At 69.3% G+C, this 22442-nt stretch carries 23 protein-coding genes; 16 read left to right on the top strand and 7 right to left on the bottom strand.

The features are described 5' to 3' along the window. Nucleotides 1-5: 5 nt before the first annotated feature. From mshD to H976_RS0113155, 3 genes are all read left to right on the top strand, one after another. Nucleotides 6-911 (top strand): mycothiol synthase, encoded by a 906-nt coding sequence (gene mshD, locus H976_RS0113165; protein WP_051276781.1) that lies wholly within the window; start codon nt 6-8, stop codon nt 909-911. An 80-nt stretch (nt 912-991) separates the two neighbouring features. Continuing rightward, on the top strand, nt 992-1495 hold the full coding sequence (locus H976_RS0113160) for a SigE family RNA polymerase sigma factor (protein WP_027861924.1): 504 nt from the start codon (nt 992-994) through the stop codon (nt 1493-1495). Continuing rightward, on the top strand, nt 1488-2633 hold the full coding sequence (locus tag H976_RS0113155) for a hypothetical protein (protein WP_027861923.1): 1146 nt from the start codon (nt 1488-1490) through the stop codon (nt 2631-2633). Before H976_RS0113160 ends, H976_RS0113155 begins: the two co-directional genes overlap by 8 nt. A gap of 8 nt (nt 2634-2641) precedes the next feature. On the opposite strand, the gene H976_RS0113150 is transcribed toward H976_RS0113155, so the two are convergent. Next, the gene (locus H976_RS0113150; RefSeq protein WP_036226224.1) at nt 2642-3688 is read right to left on the bottom strand and encodes an alpha/beta hydrolase; all 1047 of its coding nucleotides are present in this window, start codon (nt 3686-3688) and stop codon (nt 2642-2644) included. A gap of 56 nt (nt 3689-3744) precedes the next feature. Between H976_RS0113150 and H976_RS0113145 the strand changes: the two genes are divergently transcribed. Beyond that, a complete protein-coding gene (locus H976_RS0113145; protein ID WP_081682875.1) occupies nt 3745-5940 on the top strand; it encodes an RNA degradosome polyphosphate kinase in 2196 nt (731 codons plus the stop codon). A gap of 271 nt (nt 5941-6211) precedes the next feature. Here the strand turns inward: H976_RS0113145 and H976_RS0113140 are convergent, their stop codons facing one another. Beyond that, the gene (locus H976_RS0113140) at nt 6212-7276 is read right to left on the bottom strand and encodes a hypothetical protein (RefSeq protein WP_027861920.1); all 1065 of its coding nucleotides are present in this window, start codon (nt 7274-7276) and stop codon (nt 6212-6214) included. A 51-nt stretch (nt 7277-7327) separates the two neighbouring features. On the opposite strand from H976_RS0113140, the gene H976_RS0113135 reads away from it, so the two are divergent. The 7 genes from H976_RS0113135 (at nt 7328) to H976_RS0113105 (ending at nt 14179) form a co-directional block, all read left to right on the top strand. Further along, entirely contained in the window at nt 7328-8215 is an 888-nt protein-coding gene (locus tag H976_RS0113135) for an NUDIX domain-containing protein (protein WP_027861919.1), read from the top strand. Between the two features lie 187 nt (nt 8216-8402). Next, nucleotides 8403-9506 (top strand): phosphate ABC transporter substrate-binding protein PstS, encoded by a 1104-nt coding sequence (gene pstS, locus H976_RS0113130; RefSeq protein ID WP_027861918.1) that lies wholly within the window; start codon nt 8403-8405, stop codon nt 9504-9506. A 19-nt stretch (nt 9507-9525) separates the two neighbouring features. Further along, nucleotides 9526-10455, top strand: coding sequence for a phosphate ABC transporter permease subunit PstC (pstC, locus tag H976_RS0113125; protein WP_027861917.1), 930 nt, complete (start codon nt 9526-9528; stop codon nt 10453-10455). Then, nucleotides 10452-11525: a phosphate ABC transporter permease PstA gene (pstA, locus tag H976_RS0113120; RefSeq protein ID WP_051276780.1), complete on the top strand. Its 1074-nt coding sequence runs from the start codon at nt 10452-10454 to the stop codon at nt 11523-11525. Before pstC ends, pstA begins: the two co-directional genes overlap by 4 nt. A 33-nt stretch (nt 11526-11558) precedes the next feature. Further along, on the top strand, nt 11559-12338 hold the full coding sequence (gene pstB / locus H976_RS0113115; protein WP_027861915.1) for a phosphate ABC transporter ATP-binding protein PstB: 780 nt from the start codon (nt 11559-11561) through the stop codon (nt 12336-12338). A 288-nt stretch (nt 12339-12626) separates the two neighbouring features. Next, on the top strand, nt 12627-13526 hold the full coding sequence (locus H976_RS26170) for a hypothetical protein (RefSeq protein WP_051276779.1): 900 nt from the start codon (nt 12627-12629) through the stop codon (nt 13524-13526). Nucleotides 13527-13675: 149 nt separating this feature from the next. After that, on the top strand, nt 13676-14179 hold the full coding sequence (locus H976_RS0113105; RefSeq protein ID WP_027861914.1) for a Gmad2 immunoglobulin-like domain-containing protein: 504 nt from the start codon (nt 13676-13678) through the stop codon (nt 14177-14179). Between the two features lie 22 nt (nt 14180-14201). Here H976_RS0113105 and H976_RS0113100 read toward each other — a convergent pair whose 3' ends face one another. Continuing rightward, the gene (locus H976_RS0113100) at nt 14202-15200 is read right to left on the bottom strand and encodes an inorganic phosphate transporter (RefSeq protein WP_027861913.1); all 999 of its coding nucleotides are present in this window, start codon (nt 15198-15200) and stop codon (nt 14202-14204) included. 3 nt (nt 15201-15203) lie between these two features. Further along, nucleotides 15204-15821: a DUF47 domain-containing protein gene (locus H976_RS0113095; RefSeq protein ID WP_027861912.1), complete on the bottom strand. Its 618-nt coding sequence runs from the start codon at nt 15819-15821 to the stop codon at nt 15204-15206. Nucleotides 15822-15932: 111 nt separating this feature from the next. Here H976_RS0113095 and H976_RS0113090 point away from each other — a divergent pair, with 111 nt between their 5' ends. The 3 genes from H976_RS0113090 to H976_RS0113080 all read left to right on the top strand — a co-directional run bounded on the left by H976_RS0113090 (nt 15933) and on the right by H976_RS0113080 (nt 18678). Continuing rightward, complete coding sequence (locus H976_RS0113090) at nt 15933-16241, top strand: metal-sensitive transcriptional regulator (RefSeq protein ID WP_027861911.1); 309 nt, start codon at nt 15933-15935, stop codon at nt 16239-16241. Between the two features lie 25 nt (nt 16242-16266). Further along, nucleotides 16267-16461, top strand: a complete 195-nt coding sequence (locus H976_RS0113085; protein ID WP_027861910.1) for a heavy-metal-associated domain-containing protein — start codon at nt 16267-16269, stop codon at nt 16459-16461. Between the two features lie 81 nt (nt 16462-16542). Beyond that, nucleotides 16543-18678 (top strand): cation-translocating P-type ATPase, encoded by a 2136-nt coding sequence (locus H976_RS0113080; RefSeq protein WP_027861909.1) that lies wholly within the window; start codon nt 16543-16545, stop codon nt 18676-18678. Between the two features lie 7 nt (nt 18679-18685). Here H976_RS0113080 and H976_RS30370 read toward each other — a convergent pair whose 3' ends face one another. Both H976_RS30370 and H976_RS0113070 read right to left on the bottom strand, forming a co-directional pair. Beyond that, the gene (locus H976_RS30370; RefSeq protein ID WP_196804060.1) at nt 18686-18850 is read right to left on the bottom strand and encodes a hypothetical protein; all 165 of its coding nucleotides are present in this window, start codon (nt 18848-18850) and stop codon (nt 18686-18688) included. Nucleotides 18851-19047: 197 nt separating this feature from the next. Beyond that, entirely contained in the window at nt 19048-19251 is a 204-nt protein-coding gene (locus tag H976_RS0113070) for a cold-shock protein (protein ID WP_027861908.1), read from the bottom strand. A gap of 459 nt (nt 19252-19710) precedes the next feature. On the opposite strand from H976_RS0113070, the gene H976_RS26165 reads away from it, so the two are divergent. Both H976_RS26165 and H976_RS26160 read left to right on the top strand, forming a co-directional pair. Further along, nucleotides 19711-20832 (top strand): phage holin family protein, encoded by a 1122-nt coding sequence (locus H976_RS26165; RefSeq protein ID WP_036226222.1) that lies wholly within the window; start codon nt 19711-19713, stop codon nt 20830-20832. 136 nt (nt 20833-20968) lie between these two features. Next, nucleotides 20969-22231, top strand: a complete 1263-nt coding sequence (locus H976_RS26160; RefSeq protein ID WP_051276778.1) for a sodium:proton antiporter — start codon at nt 20969-20971, stop codon at nt 22229-22231. Nucleotides 22232-22249: 18 nt separating this feature from the next. Here the strand turns inward: H976_RS26160 and H976_RS0113055 are convergent, their stop codons facing one another. Beyond that, the gene (locus H976_RS0113055; RefSeq protein ID WP_027861907.1) at nt 22250-22435 is read right to left on the bottom strand and encodes a hypothetical protein; all 186 of its coding nucleotides are present in this window, start codon (nt 22433-22435) and stop codon (nt 22250-22252) included. Nucleotides 22436-22442 lie beyond the last annotated feature (7 nt).

The raw sequence follows: 22442 nt of genomic DNA, 5'->3' as shown, positions 1-22442 counted from the left end.
CTGCCATGGTGCAGATCGACCGGATCAGCTCGGACGACTTCGACTGGGCGGCCGAGGACGGCCCCGCCGCGGAGGTACGCCGCATCGCGCGTGCCTCGACCGCGAACGACGGCGCCACCACCCTCAATGAGCAGGCGGTCCTCCAGCTCAAGCACCGCGGCCTGCGCGACGCGGACCTGTGGGTCGGTGGAGGCGGTTTCGCGCTGCGCCACGGTGACATCCTCGACCTCGCCGTGCACCCCGAGTCGCGTGGACAGGGAGTCGGTACCGCCCTGGCGGCCGAGGCACTGCCCGCGGGCCGCAAGGTCGAGGCCTGGTCGCACGCGGACCACCCCGGTGCCGCCGCACTGGCCGAGAAGTTCGGGATCCCCCGCCAGCGCGAGCTGAAGATCATGCGCAAGTCGCTGCTCGACGACCTGGCGCCCGTCCAGGCACCCGACGGGATCACGATCCGAGGCTTCCAGCCCGACGACGAGAAGGCACTGCTGGAGGTGAACGCGAGCGCGTTTGCCCACCACCCCGAGCAGGGCCACATGACGCACGAGGACTTCCGCGAGCGCACCAGCGAGTCCTGGTTCGACCCGGCCGGGTTGCTGCTCGCCGTACCCACCGACAGCGACAGCGACCTCCCACCCCTGCTGGGCTTCCACTGGACCAAGGTGCACACCGACGAGGACCCGCCGTACGGCGAGGTCTACGTGGTCGCGGTCAACCCCAAGGCGGCCGGTCGCGGGCTGGGCACGGTGCTGACCGCCGCCGGCCTGGCCTACCTCAAGGACCGCGGCCTCGACTCGGTGCTGCTGTACGTCGACGGCGACAACGACCCGGCGATCGCCGTGTACACCGGGCAGGGCTTCGGCGTGGACCGCACCGAGGTGCAGTACCGCGGCACCTCCAACGGCGGGGCGTAGTCCCACAGCTCCCGAGCCCTCGTGCAACCGATCCGGGCACTCACAGCGTCTGTGTGGGTGAGCCGAGCACTGGAGGGCTGATGGCGAAACCCGAGGACGAGTTCACCGCCTTCGTGCAGAAGGAGTGGCCGTCGCTGTACCGCACGGCCTATCTGATGCTGGGCGACCACGGGCTGGCCGAGGACCTCGTGCAGAGCGCGCTGGCCAAGACCTTCATCGTGTGGAGCCGCGTGCGCGACTCGGAGTCTCCCCGCGGCTATGTCCGGGCGACCCTCGTCAACACCGCGAGCTCGTGGTTCCGGCGCCGGGGCTGGAAGAACGAGCTCGCGACCGGCACCCTCCCCGAGCAACCACATCGCGACGGCGACGCCGAGTCCTCGGTGATGGAGGCCCTCGAACAGCTGCCTCCGGGGCAGCGGGCCGTGGTCGTGCTCCGCTTCCACGAGGACCTCAGCGTCAACGAGACCGCACGCCTGCTCAACCTCAGCACCGGGACGGTCAAGAGCCAGACCTCCCACGCCCTCGCCAAGCTGCGCACTTTGCTGGCCACCGACATCCTCCCCGAAGGAGCCCACCATGACTGAACGGCTCAGCACCCTCCTCGCCACCGAGGCGGACGCCGTGGACGTCCCCGAGGCACGGCCCGACCTGATCATCCGTCGCGCTCGCTCCTTCCGCCTCCGACGTCGGGCCACCCGTGGAGTCGTCGGCGTCGCCGCGGCTGCCATCGTCGCCGCCGGCGTGGGACTCGTGCACCTCGACGACTCCGGCACGGTTGCCTCGGCGCAGGCTCGCTTCGAGAACGCAGCGGCTGTCCCGGCGTACGGCACCTACGGCGCCTTCGCCGCAGGCAGCACGATCTACATCGGTAATCACAAGGTCCACTTCGAGGAGAAGATCAAGTCGATCTACTACACCTCCGAGGGTGTCCTCATCCGGATGGGAAAGCGCTCCTACCTCGACGAGCCCGGTCCCTCGCAGTACACGCTCATCCACCCTGACGGGACCACCCGGCAGATCGACCTCCGCATGGGTGATCGCGTCCCCGCGACGGACCCGCAGAGCCCTGACATCGCCTACCTCGAGCCCACCGGCTCGCGCTGGTCCTTCGTCGTCGTCGACCTGCGCACCGGCCGGGAGGTCGCGCGCAAGGTGGTCGACGGTCGGTTCACGTGGGGCGGCTGGGAGGCGCCGCCGGCGTCGATGTCCGGCACCCGCGTCTGGGGACTCTTCGACGAGGGATGGCGCGAGTTCGACTGGAGCACGGGCAAGACGCGGCTCGTCCCCGGCACGAGGGGAGCCGTCTTCGAGGCGGCCCACGGGCGTTACCTCTCAACCGGCGACAACGGGCCGTCGCTGACGGTCGCGGACTTCGCCACCGGCGCCACGGTCCGCACGACGCCGTCGCGGGGTGAGGAGACCTTCGCCACCTTCTCCCCGGACGGCCGTTTCCTGCGCATCTCCGGCTACCTCGCCTACAACGAGAAGGGTGAGCTGGCCATCAAGCCCGCCCCGTCAGAGTTCCTCGACCTCCAGACCGGCCAGACGACCGAGCTCCCGGGTCAGGTCTACGGCTGGACGCCCGACGGGCACACCCTGAGCGTCGATGCCAAGAAGGACCGCATCACCGTGTGCGACCCCCAGGACGGCAGCTGCGACCGGATCGACCTGGAGATCGGCGACGGTGCCGTCAAGCTCGGCGGAGCCAGCTACGAGAGCTGAACTCGACCTCAGGCCAAGGCGCGACGTAGACGCTCGGCGATCTCCTGGTTGTACGCCGGACCCTCGTGGCCGGCGCCGACCAGGTGGACGAACCCGTGGATCATCGACGGGTAGCGCTTGTGGTCGACCGTCACGCCGTTCTCGGCCAGCAGCCGGACCAGGGCCTCGCCCTCGTCGCGCAGCGGGTCGTAGCCCGCGGTGACCACGTGGGCCGGGGCGAGTCCCGCCGGGAAGTCCACGCGTCGCAGGCCCGATGCGTCCGGGTGGCCCTTGTCGGCGTCAGGCGTGAAGTAGGCCTCCTCGGCACCGGACATGAACGCCTCGGTCAGCACGAATCCTTCACCGAACAGGCGCCGGCTCTCGGTGCGTTCGACGAAGTCGGCGCCGGGGTAGATGAGCAGCTGGAAGGCGAGCGGCAGGCCCTTCTCGGCCGCCCACACCGCGGTCGACAGGGAGAGCGATCCGCCGGCCGAGTCGCCGCCCACCGCCAGTCGCGCGGGGTCGGCATTGACGTCGTCGGCGTGGTCGACCAGCCAGCGGTAGGCCGCCTGGCAGTCCTCGACAGCCGCCGGGAACTTGTGCTCGGGCGCCAGTCGGTAGTCGATCGCGAGGATCTGTACGCCGGAGCGCTCGGCCAGGAACCGGCAGGTGGGGTCGTGGCTCTCGAGGTCGCCGTACATCCAGCCGCCGCCGTGGATGAACAACATCGTCGGCGCGGGGTCGGGGCCGGTCCGCTCGGTCGGGATGTAGAGCCTTGCCCGCAGCGGCCCCTCGGCTCCGTCGACCTCGAGGTCGCGCAGGGCGCCGACCGTCTGCCGACCGCCGACCATCCACTGCTGGCGCGACAGCTCGATCCGCGCCTGCGCCACGGGAAGGGTCTCGGCGGCGGGCACCCGGGCCAGCCGCTTCAGGGTGAGCATCAGCTGGACCTCGGGCGAGAGCTCGAGCCCGTCGACCAGCACCGGCCGACGGTTGAGGGCGCGCTGCACGCGTGCCGGCAGGTTCATCGCGGTGCGGATGACGAGCGCCTGGGCCTGGTCGAGGAGTCGGGGCACGGGCGTCAACCTATGACAGATACCCACTGTTCACGTTCCGGTGTCAGACTTCGGCCATGTCGACCGAGAGCTTCCAGACCGCAGTGGGTTCTGACACGGAGGCCGGCCCACTCGACCCGAGCCTGCGCGTCGTGCCAGCCGACATCTTCGACGTCGACCCGCCCTACGACCCGGACGAGGTCGACTTCGAACCGGCGGAGTTCCAGGACCGCTTCCTCGACCGCGAGCTGTCGTGGCTGCGCTTCAACCAGCGGGTGCTGGAGCTGGCCGAGAACGACAACCTGCCGTTGCTGGAGCGGGTGCGGTTCCTGGCCATCTTCGCCAGCAACCTCGACGAGTTCTTCATGGTTCGCGTGGCCGGACTCAAGCGACGCATCGCCGCCGGGGTCGCCGTACGCGCGGCGTCGGGCCTGATGCCGCGCGAGGTGCTGGACCAGATCTGGGACGGCACCGCGGAGCTGATGGAGCGGCACGCCCGCGTCTTCCGCGAGGAGATCGTCCCGGCATTGGCCAAGGAGCACATCGAGCTGGTCCGCTGGTCCGACCTCGACCGCGACGAGCAGCGCAGCTGCAAGCGGCTGTTCAAGGATCGGGTCTTTCCGGTGCTGACACCCCTTGCGGTCGACCCGGCCCACCCGTTCCCCTACATCTCCGGGCTCTCGCTCAACCTCGCGGTGCTGGTGCGCAACCCCAAGACCGACAAGGAACACTTCGCGCGGGTCAAGGTGCCGCCGATCTTCGACCGCTTCGTGGCGTTGGGCAACCAGCGCTTCGTGCCGCTCGAGGACGTCATCGGCGAGCACCTCAAGCGCCTCTTCCCCGGCATGGAGATCCTCAGCGTGAACACCTTCCGGGTGACACGCAACGAGGACCTCGAGGTCGAAGAGGACGACGCCGAGAACCTGCTGAAGGCGCTCGAGAAGGAGCTCCTGCGGCGCCGGTTCGGGCCTCCGGTGCGGCTCGAGGTCGAGGAGAACATCGACGAGCACGTGCTGGAGCTGCTGATCAGCGAGCTCGACGTCAGCGAGGCCGAGGTGTTCCGGCTGCCCGGACCGCTGGACCTGCGCGGGCTGCACGACATCGCCGACCTGGACCGCGAGGACCTGAAGTACCCGAACTTCATCCCGGCCACGCACTCCCGGCTGGCCCCGGTCGAGTCGGCGTCGCCGGTCGACGTGTTCAAGGCGCTGCAGCGCGGCGACGTACTCCTGCACCACCCGTACGACTCGTTCAGCACCTCGGTGCAGCGCTTCATCGAGCAGGCAGCCGCCGACCCGCACGTGCTCGCGATCAAGCAGACGCTCTACCGGACCTCGGGTGACTCGCCGATCATCGACGCCCTGGTCGACGCCGCCGAGGCCGGCAAGCAGGTGCTGGTGATCGTCGAGATCAAGGCCCGCTTCGACGAGCAGGCCAACATCCGCTGGGCCCGCAAGCTCGAGCACGCCGGCTGCCACGTCGTCTACGGCCTGGTCGGGCTGAAGACCCACTGCAAGCTGGCCATGGTCGTGCGCGACGAGCCGGAGGGCATCCGCCGCTACACCCACATCGGCACCGGCAACTACAACCCGAAGACCGCCCGGCTCTACGAGGACTTCGGCCTGCTCACCACCGACGAGGCCATCGGCGAGGACGTCGCGCACCTGTTCAACAACCTGAGCGGCTTCTCGCGCAACGCCACCTACGCCGAGCTCCTGGTCGCCCCCGACGACGTGCGCAGCGGGCTGATCGAGGCCATCAACACCGAGATCGCCCACCAGCGCGAGGGTCGACCGGCACGCATCCGGATCAAGGCCAACTCGATCGTGGACGAGGCGATCATCGACGCGCTCTACACGGCCTCGCGGGCCGGCGTACCCGTCGAGCTGTTGATCCGCGGCATCTGCGCCGTACGCCCCGGCGTACCCGGCCTGTCGGAGACGATCCGCGTGCGCTCGGTGCTGGGCCGCTACCTCGAGCACAGCCGGATCATGTACTTCGAGAACGGCGACGAGCCGGTCGCCTGGATCGGCTCGGCCGACCTGATGCACCGCAACCTCGACCGCCGCGTCGAAGTCCTGGTCAAGCTGCCCTCGACGGCCGAGGTGCAGGAGGTCGCCAACGTCCTCGACCTCGCCTTCGACGAGCACACCGCCGGCTGGGAGCTCGATTCGGAGGGCACCTGGACCCAGGCCACCTCCCCCGACGGGAAGCCCCTCCTGAACCTCCAGGAGCAGCTCATCGCCACCCACCGGCGGCGCCGAGCTCGCTGAGGGGGCTGCGCGGGGGTGGGGGCGCGCCGAACATGCGAATGTGGCGCGAGGGACTGATGGGCGCCATTCAGATCACGCGAGTCACATTCGCATGTTCGCAGCGCCCGCCGGACGGATGCCCGGACCCTCCCCTGCCCAGAACATGCGAATGTGACGCCAGGGACGAAGGAAGGCCACTTCGGCCACGCCAGTCACATTCGCATGCCCGGGGTCGAGCGGGGTTGACTCAAGCGGTCGGCGGCGAGGCGGTCGAAGCGCAGGCAGAGACTCCTCAGCACGTGGCGAACACAAGCGGCCCGTCATACAGCGCGGACAGCACGTAGCCGGTCGACTGCTTCGGCTCCAGGTCGAGCACGACCTCGCTGCCGCTGGCCTTCGAGGTGGTGAGCTTGAAGTCGTCGGTGAACGCCACGCCGCGGCCCGGCGCGTCGCCCACGGCCAGCCTCGCGCGTGAGCGGAGGTTCTTCTTCGCACGCTCGGAGTCCTCGAAGTGGGCGACGACGCGGAGGGTGCGGCCGGGCAGCATCCCCATCGCGAAGCCGTTCAGCGGCGTCACTCCCCCGGCCGCGCGGACCAGCTGCTTGGCCTCGTCCTGCTCGTCCTGGTCGGCCTGCGACATCGCGAGGTCGGCGCAGGCGAAGTCACCAGCCCACAGCATGGCGTTGGCCGGCTCACCGAGCTGGTCGGCCATGTCGCCGACGCCGTCCTTCGAGGCAACCGAGTCACCGTCGCCCTTCGCCACCTTGGCCGCGCTGGCTGCGTACTCGGCGTTGTCGCTGGTCACCACCAGACCCTGGTCGGCGAGCAGTACGACGTACTGCACCTCCGGAGTCAGCGTCGGGTCGAGCTGGGCCACCAGGTCCTCACCACCCCGCCAGACACCGTCGTCGTCCTTCGGCGACTTGTAGCCATCGGAGCGCAGGTTGCCGGCGAGCACGTCGAAGTCGGCACCGTCCGCGACCTTCACCACCATCGTGGCCCCTTGGTGTCCCTGGCCGTAGGCCTCCCACTGCGCGTTCGCGGGGCCGAAGCCGAACTTGTCGTTCATCGCCACGGCCGCGGAGTCGATGCTCGAGGCAGCGGTGAAGTCGCGGTCGTAGGCCTTCTCGATGAAGATCTGGATGCGCGCATCGCTCGGTGTGCGGCCCAGGCCCACGTCCACCTGGCGCCGTACGACGCTCCAGTCGGTGAAGCTGACCCGCTCGGACGAGGCTGGTACGGCGTGCAGCGCCTCCTCGAGCGGAGTCCGGTGCAACCGCTGCCAGACCACCAGACCCACCACCAGCAGACCGGCCACGAGGACGAGCGCAAGACCGAAGACCAGGAACCTGCGCACGGGCCGAGGGTAGCCGCTCGGAATTCACCCGACCGTGTGAGGATGTGGGCCATGGCAGCCCCCACCCCGGCGAGCGGTCCTGACGTCGTTGCCGCGGGTGCCGTGGTTGCCCGCAAGGGCCCCCGGGGTCGCGAGGTGTTGCTGGTCCATCGCCCCAAGTACGACGACTGGTCCTTCCCCAAGGGCAAGCAGGATCCGGGCGAGCACGTGACCGCGACCGCCGTCCGCGAGGTCCTCGAGGAGACCGGTGTCGAGATCCGCCTCGGCCGGCCACTGCTGCCCCAGCTGTACGCCGTGAGCGGTGGTCGCGCCAAGACGGTGCACTACTGGGTCGGCCACGTGGTCGGGGACGACGACGTCTCGTCGTACCAGATCAACGAGGAGGTCGACGAGCTCGCCTGGTTCGACCTCGACGCGGCCAAGGAGCGGCTGACCTACCTCGACGACATCGACCTCCTCGAGCAGTACCGCGCAGCCCGCAAGAAGACCGCCGCGCTGATCGTCGTACGGCATGCCAAGGCGGTGAAGCGCGGCAGCTGGGACGGCCCCGACCCCAGGCGCCCGCTCGCCCCGGAGGGTGAGGCCCAGGGCGTCGCGCTGTCGCCGATCCTGCACGCGTTCGGCATCTCCCGGGTGCTCAGCTCCTCCAGCACCCGCTGCGTGCAGACCGTCGAACCGTTCGCCGTCGAGCACGTGGTACCGCTGGAGCAGGTCGAGGAGCTCTCCGAGGAGGAGTACGACGAGGCCAGTGCGCGAACGTTGCTCGACCTGCTGATGGCCGCCCCCGGATCGAGCGTGCTGTGCAGCCACCGACCGGTGCTGCCCGACCTGTTCACCCTCCTCGGCATCCACGAGGAACCGCTCTCACCGGCAGAGCTGGTGGTGGTGCACCACCGCAAGCACAAGGTGGTCGTCACCGAGCGGCACCTACCGCTCTGATCGGGGCAAAACGCCGCTGACCTGCGGCTGTTCAGATACCGGCTGCCTTCAACCAGTCCGACCGTCGCCAACCCGGCGGTCAGCGTTCACCTCGCGTTCACCCACGCCGACGTACCCAGTCACTTCACATTCCTAGTTTCTGCAATGTCCGACAACTGTGAACTGACACCTGAACTCAGGAGTAGAAGTGAACCGCACTTCCCTTCGCCGCATCGCTGCTCCCAGCGCAGCGGCCCTTGCCCTCGGCTTCGCTCTTTCCGCCTGTGGGGCCGGCAACGAGACCGACAACGCCAGCAGTGGCTCCAGCGACCTCTCCGGCAAGCTCGACGGCTCCGGGTCCAGCGCCCAGGAGTCCGCCATGGACGCCTGGCGAGCCGGCTTCCAGAAGGCGAACAGCGGCGTCACCATCAACTACGACCCGGCCGGCTCTGGTGCCGGTGTCGAGAAGTTCAACGCCGGTGGCGTCGACTTCGCCGGGTCCGACGCCGCGCTCGACCCCGAGAAGGGTGAGGTCGACGCCGCGAAGAAGCGCTGCGGCGCCGACGCCATCGAGGTCCCCAACTACGTGAGCCCGATCGCCGTCGTCTTCAACGTCGAAGGCGTCGACAAGCTCAACCTCGCCCCCAAGACCATCGCCGGGATCTTCGCCGGCAAGATCAAGACGTGGGACGACGCGGCCATCAAGGCCGACAACCCCGACGCCAAGCTCCCGTCGACCAAGATCGACCCGGTCCACCGCTCCGACGAGTCGGGCACCACCAAGAACTTCACCGACTACCTCGAGAAGGCCGGCGACGGCGCCTGGACCTACCCGGCCGACAAGGTGTGGCCGATCAAGTCCGGCGAGGGCGCCAACCAGACCTCCGGCATGATCTCCGCGGTCGGTGGCGGCAAGGGCACCGTCGGGTACGCCGACCTCAGCCAGGTGGGCGACCTGAAGGCGGCCTCGATCAAGGTCGGCGACGCCTGGACCCCGCCCTCTGCCGAGGGTGCTGCCAAGGCCGTCGAAGCCTCCCCGCTCGACGACAGCCGCCCCGAGGGCGACATGGCCGTCAAGATCGACCGCACCACCACCGCGGCCGGGGCCTACCCGCTGATGCTGACGTCGTACCTGATCGCCTGCCCGACCTACGACGACAAGGCCAAGGCCGCGCTCGTCAAGGGCTTCCTGACCTATGTGATCAGCGAAGAGGGCCAGCAGGAGGCGGCGGACAACGCCGGCTCGGCCCCGATCCCGGCGTCCTTCGCCGAGAAGGCCAAGACGATCGTCGACTCGATCTCCGCGAAGTGAATCGAGAGCACACCACACCGTGAGCACCATCGAGGCGAAGGCCGGGTCTCCCAAGCGACGCTTGGGCGACCTGGTCTTCGCCAACCTCACCCGCGCCGCCGGCCTGACGATCCTCCTCGCCCTGGCCGGCGTCGCGGTCTTCCTCACCATCGAGGGGATCCCCGCCTTCACGGCCGGCCCTGAGGACCTCAAGGGCGCGTCGAGCTTCGTCGTCTACGTCTGGCCGCTGCTCTTCGGCACGCTGCTGGCCGCCGCGCTGGCGTTGGCCATCGCGGTGCCGCTGGCCATCGGGGTCGCGCTGACCGTCTCGCACTACGCCCCCCGGCGGATCGCCACCCTGATCGGCTACCTGATCGACCTGCTGGCCGCCGTACCCAGCGTCGTGTACGGCCTCTGGGGCGGCCTGTTCCTCGGGCCCAAGCTGGTGCCGCTCTACGAGTGGCTGGCCGACCACCTCTCGTTCATTCCCTTCTTCGCCGGTCCCGCGTCCACCACCGGACGCACCATCCTGACCGCCTCCATCGTGCTGGCGATCATGGTGCTGCCGATCGTCACCGCGATCTCGCGCGAGATCTTCGCCCAGACGCCGCGCCTCAACGAGGAAGCGGCGCTCGCCCTCGGCGCGACCCGCTGGGAGATGATCCGCCTCTCCGTCTTCCCCTACGCCCGTTCGGGCATCGTCTCGGCCGCCATGCTCGGCCTCGGCCGCGCGCTCGGCGAGACGATGGCCGTAGCGATGGTGCTCTCCGCCAGCGGGGTGGTCACCTTCAACCTGATCTCCTCGACCAACCCGTCGACGATCGCGGCCAACATCGCGCTCACGTTCGCGGACGCGACCGGAATCCAGGTCAACGCCCTGATCGCCAGCGGTCTGGTGCTGTTCGTGATCACCTTCGTGGTCAACTTCGCGGCCCGCTGGATCGTCTCCCGCAGTGAGGTGTCGGTATGACCACGCTGATGGACAAGCCGTCCGACGCGCTGGACCACGTCTCCCTCAAGCACGCCCGCCTCCCCCGCTGGGCGCCCGTCCTGGTGCTGGTGATCGCGTTCGCGGCCTCCGGCCTGCTCGCGCTCCTGCTGGGCTGGGGTCCGGTGGCGATCGTGGTGGTGGCGCTGCTGATCTACCTGGTCGTGCTGCCCACCTGGTCGCGCGTGGTCGAGAACCGTCGCTCCGCCGTGGACCGCTTCGTCACCGCCCTGGTCTGGGTGGCCCTCGGCCTGGCCTTCGTGCCGCTGGTCTCGCTGCTCTGGACGGTGATCCGCGAGGGCGCGCCCGTGCTCGATGCCAAGTTCTTCACCTGGTCGATGCGCAACATCGTCGGGGAGAAGGGCGGCATCTACCACGCGATCATCGGCACCCTGCTGATCACCGCCTGCGCCGCCGTGATCTCGGTGCCCATCGGCCTGCTGACCGCCATCTACCTCGTCGAGTACGGCGCGAAGTCGCGGATGGCCTCCTCGATCCGGTTCCTGGTCGACGTGATGACCGGCATCCCCTCGATCGTCGCCGGTCTCTTCGCCTACGCACTGTTCGTGGTGTTCTTCGGACCCGGCGTGCACATGGGCCTCGGCGGTGGCGTCGCACTGTCCCTCTTGATGATCCCGATCGTGGTGCGCTCCTCGGAGGAGATGCTCAAGCTCGTCCCGACAGATCTGCGCGAGGCGGCGTACGCCCTGGGCGTGCCGAAGTGGAAGACGATCGTCAAGGTCGTGCTGCCGACCGCGCTGGCCGGCATCATCACCGGCGTCACGCTGGCCATCGCGCGCGTCATCGGCGAGACGGCGCCGCTGCTGATCATCGCGGGGTCGACGGACTCGACGAACTTCAACCTGTTCAAGGACCAGATGATGACCCTCCCGGTCTTCATCTACTACAGCTACACGCAGCCCGGGAACCACCCGGAGATCGCTCGCCCGATGGCGTGGGGGGCGGCGCTCGTGCTGATATTGATCGTCCTGGTGCTCAACCTGCTGGCGCGTGTGCTCGGCAAGATCTTCGCCCCCAAGACGGGGCACTGACCCCCTGCCCAGGGGCCTTTCGAAAGGAACACGATGGCCAAGAGCATCGACATCTCAGACCTGAACATCTACTACGGCGACTTCCTCGCCGTGGAGGGTGTCTCCCTGTCCATCCCCGCTCGTTCGGTCACCGCGTTCATCGGCCCGTCCGGCTGCGGCAAGTCCACCTTCCTGCGCTCGCTGAACCGGATGCACGAGGTGATCCCCGGTGCCCGCGTCGAGGGCAAGGTCGTCGTGGACGGCCAGTCGCTCTACGACCCCAGCGTCGACCCGGTGGAGGTACGCCGGATGATCGGCATGGTCTTCCAGCGCCCCAACCCGTTCCCGACGATGTCGATCTACGAGAACGTGCTCGCCGGTCTGCGACTGAACAACAAGCGCCTCGGCCGCGCCGAGGCCGATGCCGTGGTGGAGAAGTCGCTGCGCTCGGCCAACCTGTGGGAGGAGGTCAAGGACCGCCTCGGCAAGCCCGGCATGGGCCTCTCCGGTGGCCAGCAGCAGCGCCTCTGCATCGCCCGCGCCATCGCCGTCGAGCCGCAGGTGCTGCTGATGGACGAGCCCTGCTCGGCCCTCGACCCGATCTCCACCTCGGCCATCGAGGACCTCATCCACGAGCTGAAGACCGAGTACACGATCGTCATCGTCACCCACAACATGCAGCAGGCCGCCCGGGTCAGCGAGGACACCGCCTTCTTCAACATCGCCGGAGCCAACAAGCCCGGCAAGCTCATCGAGATGAACCCGACCAAGAAGATCTTCAGTGTCCCGGACGAGCCCGCCACCGAGGCCTACATCTCGGGCCGCTTCGGCTGACCCGTCGTACTCTGCTCGGTCGGGCTGGTCGGTCGGGCTGGTCGGCCGGGCAGGTCGGCCGCGCAGGCGCCCGTGATGCTCGGGGCCGCGCGCTCCGAACATGCGAATGTTGCGCGAGCGACCGCTGTAGCGGTCGCTCGTCGCTCCGGCAACATTCGCATGTCCCACGCCGGCCCACCGCACCACCACCGGCCCAGCTCGCGTCCACAGGCCGACCGATCGGGTCCTGATCCACAGCCAGACCAAACGGGTCGCGCACGGAGCTGCTGACTGCCCGACGCTCCCGGCATGGATCTGATCAGCCAGGTGACCGCGCTGGGCGGTGTGTGTGAGCGAGCAACGCTCGTCCGGCTGCGATCGAGGGCCGAGGTCGACCAGGCGCTGCGGGCCGGCGTACTCGAGCGGGACGCCCGCGGCCGCTACGCCCTGCCCAGCACCAGGCCGTCGCTCCGCACGGCCAACCGGGTCGCCGGCGTCCTCTCGCACCGCAGCGCGGCTCACTACTGGGGGTGGGCGCAGAAGGCCCCGCCGCCGCTGCCCGAGGTCACGTTCCCGCGGACCAGGCGGGTGGACCGGAGCCTGCGCAAGATCCTGGTCCCGCACTGGAGCGATCTGCCGGCCGACGATGTCGAGGGGGCGGTGACGTCGCAGGTGCGCACGCTCGTCGACTGCATGCGCAACCTGCCGTGGGACGAGGCCGTGGCGATCGTCAACAGCGCCATCCGCGCCGATGACTTCACCCAGGCGGAGGTCCAACAGGTCGCCGAGCAGACCAAGGGCCGCGGCCGTCGCCGCATCTGCGAGGTCGCCGCGGCGGTCACCGGCCAGTGCGCCAACCCGTTCGAGGCGGTCCTCTACGCGCAGGCACTCCTGATCCCGGGACTGAACGTACGTCCCCAGTTCGCGGTCCCGGTCCCCGACACGACCCAGACGCTCCACCCCGACCTGGCCGACCCCGGGCGCGGCATCGTGATCGAGGCGGAGAGCTTCGCGTGGCACGGCAAGACGGCTCAGCTGACCCGGGACTGTCGGCGCTACAACACCCTGACCCTGCTGTTCTGGTACGTGATCCGGTTCAGCTGGTGGCACGTGATGTTCGACCCGGCGTACGTCCAGAAAGTGCTGGTCGAGGCCGTCGGACTGCTCTCACGACATGCGACTCTCCCCGAACATGCGAATGTGGCGTGAGCGCCGAATGAACGCCACTCGCGACCCGCTTGCCACATTCGCATGTTCGGCGGCGCCCACCCCACACCCCCCATCCGTCTACACCGCCCTATGCCGCACCCCGTACGACGGCCTAGGTTGGCGAGCAACCAGCCAACGGGAGGCGCATCATGGGGATCCTCAGTGACATCCGGGTCCGGGAGCCGGCGAGGGACGACCTGGTCGGGCGGCAGTTCACGGTCGCCGGGATCGGGACCGGCTTCGAGGGGACGATCGGCATGGGGCTGCTCAACCGCGCCGGGAAGGTCATCGCCACCGGGTTCGCGACGAGCACGGGCGGGATGGCCCTGATCGGTGAGTTCAGCGCCGTACTGAAGGTGAAGAACCCACCGCGAGCCGGTACGACGGTGAAGCTGCAGGTCTTCGGGGACAACCCCGGACCCGGCCCCGGACCGGGCAGTGACCTGCGCGAGGTCGAGCTGGTCATGTTCCCCGACCTGATGGGGTTCCTGCTCTACCGGGTCGAGAAGGGCGACACGCTGACCGGCATCGTCCGCAAGGCGCGTGGCTTCGGCAAGACGACGGTGGCCCAGATCGTGGCGGCCAACTCCCAGATCAAGGACCCCGACGTCATCCAGACCGGCTGGAAGCTCCGCATCCCGATCAGCAGCTGAGGCACACAGCTGGGTGAGTCGGCTAGGGCATCTGGAAGACGGCCGTCAGGACCATGTAGACGCCCGCTGCCACCACACCGGCGGCCGGGAACGTCAACACCCACGCCACGAGGATCGAGCGCGCGACGCCCCAGCGCACCGCGGAGAAGCGCTTGGTTGCGCCGGCGCCCATGATGGCCGAGGTGATCAGGTGAGTGGTGGAGATCGGCGCGTGCCAGACGAACGCCGTGGTGTACAGGATGGTCGCCCCGACGGACTCGGCCGCGAATCCCCGCGCGGGGTCGAGGTGGATGATCCGCCGACCCAGGGTGCGCATGATCCGCCAGCCGCCGGAGTAGGTGCCCAGGGAGATCGCGGACGCGGCGGAGATGATCACCCAGAGCGGCAACGGGTCGCCGGCCTGGGCGTGGCCGCTCGCCACGAGGGCCAGGAAGATCACACCCATGGTCTTCTGGGCGTCCTGCAGCCCGTGGCCCAGCGCCAGCGCGGCCGCCGACACGGTTTGGGAGAGGCGGAACCCGCGGAAGACCTTGTGCGGTGAGCGGCGCCGGAAGATCCACATGATCGCCAGCATCAGCGCGAAGGCGCCGGCGAACCCGACGAGTGGCGAGGCCACCATCGGGATCAGCACCTTGTCCACGATCGTCGGCCAGTGGACGATGGCGCCGGCCACCAGAGCCGCACCGACGAGGCCCCCGATCAGGGCGTGCGAGGACGACGACGGCAGTCCGAAGTACCACGTGATCAGGTTCCAGGTGATGGCGCCCAGCAGACCGGCCAGCACGATCACGAGGCCGGCGTTCCCCGAGGGCGGGGAGATCACGTCGCTCACGGTGTGTGCGACTTCCTGGCCCAGCAGTGCACCCACGAAGTTCATCACCGCGGCGAGGACCAGGGCGATCCGCGGGGTCAGGGCCCGGGTGGAGACCGAGGTGGCGATGGCGTTCGCCGCGTCGTGGAACCCGTTGGTGTAGTCGAAGACGAGAGCGACGAGGACCACCGCCACGACGATGAGGTCCACCGGTCAGGACTCCTTGGCGTAGATCTGCTCGATGATGTTCGCGACCTTCTCGAAGGCGTCGACCGCGTGCTCGAGGGAGTCCACGATGTCCTTGAGCTTGAGCACCTCGAGCGCCTCGTACTGACCGCTGAAAAGCTTGGCGAGGATGCGTCGGTAGCTCTTGTCGCCGGCGTTCTCGAGGCGGTTGATCTCGATCCAGTACTCCTCGAGACCCTTCATCGACTTCAGCTTGGGCATCGCCTCGGCCGTCAGCTCCGCACACCTCTGGAGTACGTCGACCTGGTCGGCGATCCGACCAGGCAGCTTCTCGACCTCGTAGAGCATGGTCATGTCGACCGCTTCCTCCATGAAGTCCATGACGTCGTCGAGCGTGGAGGCCAGGGCGTAGATGTCCTCCCGGTCGAAGGGCGTCACGAAGGTGGAGTTCACCCGCTTGGCGATCTCGTGGGTGGTCTCGTCGGCCTCGTGCTCGGCGTCGCGCATGCGTGCCGCGATGTCGTCCCGGTCGGCCGATTCGCCCAGGAGCTCCGCAAGGATGGCGGCGCCCTCCACCAGGCGGGTGGCCGACTCGGTGAGCAATGTGTAGAACGTGTTGTCCACGGGCTTGAAGCGCAGCGCCACCATTAACTCCTGAAGAGGAGGACAAGAACGATGCACATGCTAGGTGCTGGGGCGCTCCGGCATGCAACTCGCCCGCTTGCAATACCCCCTAGGGGTATATAACCTCACGGCATGGACACGCCCGGCTACCACGACCACAAGGCCGACTATCTCAAGCGGCTGCGACGCATCGAGGGACAGGTCCGCGGCCTGCAGCGGATGGTCGACGAGGACGTCTACTGCATCGACATCCTCACCCAGGTCTCGGCGGTGAAGAGCGCGCTGCAGAGCGTCTCGGTCGGCCTGGTCGAGGACCACCTGGGCCACTGCGTCCAGGACGCCGTCGCCGGCGCCGCCGCGGGCGACGAGGACGGGCGCGTCCGGGCCGAGGAGAAGGTCGCCGAGGCGAGCGCGGCCATCACCCGCCTGCTGAAGAGCTGACCACGACCATGTACGGAGGAGAACGATGAGCACCTACACCGTCACCGGCATGACCTGCAGCCACTGCGCCGCGGCCGTCACGAGCGAGGTCGAGGCGATCGAGGGCGTGCACGTCGTCAGCGTCGACGTCGAGACCGGCACCCTGACCGTCGAGGGCGACGGCTTCACCGACGAGCAGGTCGCCGCCGCCGTCGATGAGGCCGGGTACGCGCTCGCCTGACATGCGAATGTCACGGACGTGGCGCCTGATGCTCGCCCGAGACCCACGAGCAACATTCGCATGTCCGGCGCGGGAGACCACATGACCGAGACCCACGGGCAGACCCGTTCCGTCGACCTCCTGGTCGGCGGGATGACGTGCGCGTCCTGCGTCGCCCGCGTGGAGAAGAAGCTGAACCGGCTGGAGGGGGTCGCGGCCAGCGTCAACCTCGCGACGGCGTCGGCGCGGGTCCGCTTCGACCCGGCCCTGGTCGACGAGGCCACGTTGGTCGAGACCGTCGAACGCACCGGCTACTCCGCGGCACTCCCCTCCGGTGGCGAGTCGGACCCCCAGGCGGAGGAGGCGGCGTACGCCGCGGGCCTGTTCCGTCGGCTGCTGCTGGCCGTGCCCCTCACCGTGGCCGTCCTGGTGCTGTCGATGGTCCCGGGCGTGCCCCGGCTGCCGTGGCTGCAGCTGGTGCTCACCGTCCCGGTCGTGCTGTACGCCGGATGGCCGTTCCACCGCGCCGCAGCGGTCAACGCCCGTCACGGGGCCTCCACGATGGACACCCTGGTCTCCTTGGGCACCCTGGTCGCGCTTGCCTGGTCGGTGGTCCAGCTGCTGCGCGGGGAGATGCACCTGTACTTCGAGGTGGCCGCCACCGTCACCACCTTCCTGTTGCTCGGGCGCTACCTCGAGGCGCGGGCGAAGTCCCGCGCCGGGTCGGCCCTGCACGCCCTGCTCGAGCTCGGCGCCAAGCGGGCGGTGGTCTTCGAGGAGGGTCGCGAGCGCGAGGTCGACGTCGCCGAGCTGCGACCAGGGATGCGCGTGCTGGTGCGGCCCGGCGCCCAGGTACCCACGGACGGCGTCGTGACCGACGGGGCCAGTGCCGTCGACGAGTCGATGATCACCGGTGAGAGCCTCCCGGTGGAGAAGGCCGCGGGCGACGAGGTCGTCGGCGGCACCCTCAACGCCGACGGCCGGCTGGTGGTCGAGGTCACCCGCATCGGTCGCGACACCCTGCTGGCCCGGATCCGGCAGTCGGTGGTGGACGCCCAGGCCGGCAAGGCCCCCATCCAGCGCCTCGCGGACCGGATCTCGGCGGTGTTCGTCCCCGTGGTGCTGCTCGTCGCGGTCGCCACCTTCCTCGCGTGGCTGGTGACCGGTCACGGCGCAGACGCCGCGATGACCGCCGCCGTGAGCGTGCTGGTGATCGCCTGCCCGTGCGCGCTCGGCCTGGCCACGCCCACGGCGCTGCTCGTCGGCACCGGGCGGGCGGCGCAGCTCGGCATCGTGATCCGCGGCGCCGAGGCCCTGGAGTCCTCGCGCGCGATCACCACCGTCGTGCTCGACAAGACCGGCACCCTGACGACCGGTGCGATGCGGGTGCACGAGACGGCCGGGGACCCGGACGCCATCCGGCTCGCAGCCGCCCTGGAGGCTGCCAGCGAGCACCCCGTCGCCCGGGCCATCGTCGCCCACGCCGACGGGCAGGCCGCGGTCGAGGAGTTCAGCAACGAGCCCGGCATCGGTGTCCGCGGCCGGGTCGAGGGCCATCGCGTGCACGTCGGGCGTACGCCGGAGCCGAGCGCGTTGCCGGCCGGGCTGGCCGACGCCGGGGTTGCCGCGCACGCGGCCGGACGTACGACGGTGCTCGTCCGGGTCGATGACGAGCCCCGGGCGCTCATCGCCGTCGGCGACACCGTGAAGCCCGCCGCACGAGCATCGATCGAGGATCTCCAGCGTCTCGGCCTGCGGACGGTGCTGCTCACGGGTGACAACGAGGCAGCCGCGCGCCAGGTCGCCGACGAGCTCGGCATCGAGAGCGTGGTTGCCGGAGTGCTGCCCCAGGACAAGGTCTCCGAGGTGGCCCGGCTTCAGGCGTCGGGCGAGGTGGTTGCCATGGTGGGCGACGGGGTCAACGACGCCGCTGCCCTCGTCCAGGCCGACCTCGGCATCGCGATGGGCAGCGGGACCGACGCGGCGATCGAGGCCGGTGACCTGACCCTGGTGAACGGCGATCCGGCCCTGGTCGGCACGTCGGTCAGGCTGGCCCGTCGTACGCTCCGCACGATCCGGCAGAACCTGTTCTGGGCGTTTGCCTACAACCTGGTCGGGATCCCGATTGCTGCGCTGGGGTTGCTGAATCCGATGATCGCCGGTGCGGCGATGGCGGCCTCGAGCGTGTGCGTGGTGTCGAACTCGCTGCGGCTGCGAGGGTTCCGGGCCGACTCCTGAGGAGAGCTCACTCGCCTTCGCGCGGCTTGGGCGGGGGTACGCCGAGGATCTGGTCGATCTCGGAGAGGGACATGTGCGCGTCGGACTGGTTGGCGGCCACGATGAGGTTGGCGGTCAGCTCCACCTCGTCGAGCAGCTCATCGTCCTGCAGGCGCACGTCGAACGGGTCCACGCTCCAAGTCCCTTTCCCTCGGTCCCCCTTGGATGGTGACGACCAAGTCCTACCCGGGCTCGAGCCCCCGGAAACCACTATGTGGACACCATGGTCGCCGATTTGTCTGACGACCGGTACAGCGGGTCCCCCGCTGAGACGTCCTGAACGCACGAAGGCCCCGACCGAAACGGTCGGGGCCAACGTCTGAGTTGCGATCAGATGGGACGAACGTTCTCCGCCTGCGGACCCTTGGGGCCCTGCGTGACGTCGAACTCGACCTTCTGGTTCTCGTCGAGGGACTTGTAGCCCTGCGACTGGATTGCCGAGTAGTGAACGAAGACGTCATCGCCGCCGTTCTCCTGAGCGATGAAGCCGAAGCCCTTCTCGGCGTTGAACCACTTGACGGTGCCCTGAGCCATGCTGGTGTTCTCCTGTTACTGAGGCTTGAGACCGCCACTTCAGCGGCCTCTGCAAGGTGCGGGTGATACGCCGTCCCGCCTCACAAGCCTTGTAGCAAAGAGAAGAAACGCCGTTGGATCACAAACTCCAACAAGCGTTGTGTAACCGCTGGAACTTGCACCCTGCATGCTGAGCGTACCAACCCTTGACGTAAACGCGAGCCGGCACCCACGGCGTGTGCCGAACCTTCGCCCCGGATGTCCCTTCCGGCCGCCTCCCACCACGCCCCTGCAGGCGTACGACGAGCCACCGATCGCGGCGTCCGGCGCGTCATCTCGTCATGGGAAGGAGTGCGAGGTCACACCTGGAACCGGGTGGCGGCGCCTCCGGGGCCGGACAGGTCTACATCGTGGGACATCGATTGGGGCGAATGGGAACGATCCGCCCGCACCGGTACGCCGCGGTCGTAGGGTGCGCAGATGGGCGACTCCCACCCCGCAGCGCTACCCGACCCCGACGAGATGTCGGAGCCCACGAACGCGTCCGAAGACCGCCCCCGCAACTCCTGGGTCGCGCCCGGGTCCTCCGACGTGGTCGACGCCCCGCACGAGTCGTCTGCCGAGGACGAGCTGCACCGCGGACGCCGGATCCTCTCCCGGATCCCGGGCCTCTCCCGGCTCTCGGAGCAGTCCGGCTGGGCCGAGGGCGACGCGGAGCCGGACGCCGTCGACGAGGGCTGGGTCTTCCACGAGGGCGAGGGCCCCGAGGCCTTCGACGGCTGGCTCTACCACTACGCCGACGGGACGATGGTCGACGCCGACGGGGTCGAGTACGCCGTACCGGACCCCACTCCCGCCGCACCCGAACCGACCCCCGAACCGACCCCCGAGCCCGCGGGCGAGCAGGCGCCTGAGCCCGAGCCCGAACCCGAACCCGAACCGGAGCCCGAGGCACAGCCCGAGCCGCACCTCTCCGTCGTGCAACCACCGGCCGAAGCCGACACCGAAGCCGACGCGGAAGCGGAAGCCGAGCCGGAACCGGAGCCGGAACCGGAGCCCGAGCAGCAGCCCGAGCCTGAGCCCGTCGCCGAACAGCCGGAGGCGACACCCTCGTCCGAGCCCGCCCCTCGTCCCCCGGACGTCCCCCGCTTCGTGGAGTACAGCCCGACCCACCTGCGCGGCTACCTGCTCGGCGGCGTCTTCGTGATCGCGGCGGTCACCGCCGTGATCACCCTGTTCGTCGCGGTCAGTGACGACTCCTCGGCAGCGCTCGTCGTCGCCGGCGGGTGCATCGTGCTGGCGCTGGTGGCGTGGTGGGCACTGCTCGGCTGGAAGCCCACCGTCGTCACCCTCGAGGAAGGTGTGCTCGAGGTCGATCGCGGCGGGCACACGGACCGGTTCGAGCTGACCGACCCGGCGACGACGGTCACCTTCAGCGGCCGTCCGGCCTCCCCCTCGTGGGCCGCAACGGTGCGCAACGGCAACGGTCCCCGCACGGTGCTGCGCTCCAGCCACGTGAAGCCACGCCAGTTCGAACGCATCGTGCGTCACTACCGCACGGCGGGCGACACCGCGCGCTCCGACGAGACCTCCACGAGCTGACCGGGCAGATCGACCGCGACGCTCGGTGCTGCCCGCACTCACCCACATCGGACGAAGTCCGCGGGGTTGGTGAACCCTAGGTTCGACGAGCGGGGACCGGCGTACGCCGTCCGCACCGATCGGAGGCGGATGGCCAGTGAGCGAACCCACCTTCGCCGTCATCGCGCTGCTGGTCCTCGGCTGGGCCGTCGTGTCCAACCTGCTGGGCCGGTTCAACATCAACGGTCCACTCGTCTTCCTCGTGGCCGGCTACCTGCTCGCCAACCCCGACTGGGGACCTCTCCCGGTCAACCTCGAAACGCCCTCGATCCACCTGATCGCGGAGCTGACGCTCGCCCTGTTGCTGTTCGCCGACGCCTCGCGGATCAATGTGGCGCGGCTCCGACGCGACGTACGCCTGCCCGCGCGACTGCTCGGGATCGGGCTCCCGCTCTCGATCGTCCTGGGCTCGGTGCTGGCTGCCTGGCTGTTCAGCGACCTCTCCTGGGCGCTCGCCGGTTTCGTGGGTGCCACCCTGGCTCCGACCGACGCCTCGCTCAGCGCGCAGGTGATCAACGACAAACGTGTGCCGCTGCGGCTGCGCAGGCTGCTCAACGTGGAGAGCGGCCTCAACGACGGCATCGCCACGCCGATCGTGGTCTTCACCCTGGCCGTCGCCGCCAGCCAGCTCGGGGTCGCGGGCCACAGCACCCGAGCCGAGGGTCATGCCCTGGTCGATCTCGCCGTGGGGCTGGCGGTCGGCGTCGCACTCGGCTGGGGCAGCGCGGTGCTGATGGCCTTCGGCGCCCGACGACACTGGATCGTGGTCGGCGGGCAGCGGCTCGCCACCCTGGCCACGGCTCTGAGCAGCTTCACGCTCGCGATCGCGGTCGACGGCAACGGGTTCGTGGCGGCCTTCGTGGCCGGCATCGCCTTCGCAGCCGCCACCGACGAGGCGATCGTCGACGTCGAGGCCGCGTCCGAGCTGCCGGAGCTCCTGGGTGAGGTGACGGCGCTCGCGGTCTGGTTCCTGTTCGGTGCCGTGCTGATACCCGCGGCCTTCGAGCACCTCGACGTGACGCTGGTCGTCTACGCGTTGCTGAGCCTGACGGTCGTACGCGTGGTCCCCGTGGCCCTGGCCCTGGTGGGGACGGGGCTGGACCGTCAAACCGTGCTCTTCGTCGGCTGGTTCGGGCCGAGAGGCCTGGCGTCGGTCGTGTTCCTCCTGCTAGCGGTCGAGGAGCTGGGCGAGACGTCGGCAGTGGCACCGGCCCTGGCCGCGATCACCTTCACGGTGCTCGCGAGCGTGGTGCTGCACGGCGTTTCGGCCGGCCCGCTGGTGAGCCGGTACGCCGTCACCGAGGCGGCCATGGAGGAGCCAGCCAACGGCCCCCGCTCACGTCGGGGCGCGCACGAATGAGTCACGGCCAGACGACGACTAACGGCTGCGGCGGCGCTCGGCGATACCGAGCACGAACGCCACGTCACCTCCACGGGTCTCGACCTCATGTCTGGTGAAGCGGAACAACCGCGAGACACAGAAGATCAACGCCTTGAGGGCCACCAGCGCTCCGACGATCGCGGCCGCCCACCTGCCCAGGTGCCGCTGACGATTCTTGGACATGCTCCAC

Source organism: Marmoricola sp. URHB0036, from assembly GCF_000426045.1.
In the GTDB taxonomy this organism is placed as follows: Bacteria; Actinomycetota; Actinomycetes; order Propionibacteriales; family Nocardioidaceae; genus Marmoricola.
This window is presented reverse-complemented; position numbering and strand designations above follow the sequence as displayed.